The following is a 2,061-nucleotide window of genomic DNA, read 5'->3' as shown; positions in this document are numbered from 1 at the left end:
TGCCCGCCGCCCGGGAACGCCCCGCCGTCGACCCGGCTGCCCGTCCCCTGATCCCCGGGCCCTCGGCCGGCTGTGCCGAAGCCGCCGGCCGACATCTCGGACACCCCGCCGGCGACGGGATTGATCGAGCTCGGGTGAGCGATCGTGACCGCCGACCAGACGGCCGGCGTGAGCAGGAGACCGACCACCGTCACGACCGTGGTGATCAGCCGAGCGCGGTGCTGCGAGACGAGCAGCACGATCGCCGCCGCGGCTGACCCTGCCTGCACCAGTGACACGGGGATGCTGTACCCGCCGTACGAGAAGCCGATGACGACGGCGGTCAGACCGGCCACCCCGACGATGGCGATGCGCGGCCAGACCTTCCCGGCGCGCTGCGCGGCGGCGAGCGCGACGGCCACGACGAGGGCGAGGGGGACCGCGAGGGCCGCCGTGTAGAACTGGTGCATTCCCGCGACGGTGGAGAACATCGCCGCGAAGGTCACCGTCCATACGGTCAGCAGCATCGCGAGCGGCCGCGGGAAGCGGAGGATCCACAGCACGACGATCCCGAGGAGCGCGGCGGGGATCAGCCAGGCGATCTGGCCGGCCAGCTGCGCGTTGAACAGACGCAGGATGCCGGGATCCCCCGAGAAGGGAGGGGTGAACGACTCGTAGGTCGTGCTGTCGGACGTCGCGGCGAAGCGTCCCAGGCCGTTGTAGCCGAAGACCATCTCCCACGGGTCGTCGCCGATCGTGCTGCCGATGTAGGGCCGGCTTCCGGCCGGGACGAGCGAGACGATCGCGACCCACCACAGCGAGGCGCACAGGCTCACCGTCCCCGCCACCGCGAGATGGGTGATCCGTCGCGCCCCGCTCTGGCGCGTGCAGAGGTACGCCGCGGCGAGCGCGGGCCAGACCGCCCAGGCTTCGAGCATGTAGAACTGGAACGACAGGCCCACGAAGGCCCCCGCCACGACGAGCCAACCGAGGCTCCGCGCCTGGATCGCCCGGACGGACGCCCACGCCGTCAGCGCCAGGCCGAGCACGAAGAACGACTCGGGTTGGTTCGAGCGTGAGACCGCGACGAGGATCGGGGTGACCGCGACGATCGCTCCGGCGAGAAGTCCCGCGCGTCCTCCCGCGAGGCGACGGCCGGTCACGGCGGTGATGACGGCCGCTGCGGCCGCCGCGAGGGCGTTGGGCAGGATCACCGTCCAGGCCGAGTACCCGAACACGCGCACGAACAGCGCGGGGATCCAGAACGAGCCGGGGATCTTGTCGAGGGTGACCGTGCCCGCCGGGTCGACGGCGCCGAAGAAGAAGTTCGACCAGGATCGACTCATCGACAGGGCGATCGACGCGTAGTACTCGGACGGCGCTCCGGCCCAGACCTGCCAGCCGCAGAACAGGAGCGCGAGGGCTGCCACCGCGAGCAGGCCCGCCGTCCAGGTCCGCGAGCGACGAGCGGTGAGAGGTGCGGGCGCCGCGGGCAGCGGCGCAGCGATCGGGTCGAGCGTGGCGGTCATGCCGGGATGGTAGGCAGCCGTTCACTCACGGGAGCTTCACCACACCTATGAGCGCGGCATGGATAACGGGCCGAGAGGGCGACACGACGAGGATCGCGACCGCGGCCGAACGAGCACTCCACCGCGACTCGTGCCCGCAGCCACGCGGTTCCGGCGGCGAGCGTCAGGACGCGCGGACCGACAGCTTCGGCGACGACGGGGCGCGCGTCGCCTTCGCCTGAAGACCGACGCGGACGGTCTGCCCGGGAGTCAGCGCGGCCGCCCAGTCGGCACCGCGGCAGGTGACGGTCGAGCCGTCGAGAGCGCAGCTCATCCCCCACGCGTTCGACACCTCCGTGGTGCCCGGTGCCTCGAACGACACCTGCCAGCGCGAGACGGTCCCGGTCGCGGTCACCTCGACCTCGGCCACATAGCCTTCGCCCCAGGAACTCTGCGGCGCCCAGGATGCCGTGATGCCCGCGGGCTTCGGCGAAGGGGATGCCGGGGGCGCGGACGTCGGCTTCGGGCTCGAGGTGGGCTTCGGGCTCGACGTCGGCTTCGGACTCGAGGTGGG

Annotated in this window: 2 protein-coding genes; both read right to left on the bottom strand. The window is 72.0% G+C overall.

From position 1 onward, the window contains the following. Nucleotides 1-1,508: ArnT family glycosyltransferase (locus tag NS220_RS18285; RefSeq protein WP_058625404.1), on the bottom strand; the 1,508-nt coding region annotated here is incomplete at its 3' end. 163 nt (nucleotides 1,509-1,671) lie between these two features. Further along, nucleotides 1,672-1,962 (bottom strand): cellulose binding domain-containing protein, encoded by a 291-nt coding sequence (locus NS220_RS20685; protein ID WP_275934690.1) that lies wholly within the window; start codon nucleotides 1,960-1,962, stop codon nucleotides 1,672-1,674. Between the last annotated feature and the right edge of the window lie 99 nt (nucleotides 1,963-2,061).

The organism is Microbacterium testaceum, assembly GCF_001476655.1.
Lineage (GTDB): Bacteria > Actinomycetota > Actinomycetes > Actinomycetales > Microbacteriaceae > Microbacterium > Microbacterium testaceum_C.
This window is presented reverse-complemented; position numbering and strand designations above follow the sequence as displayed.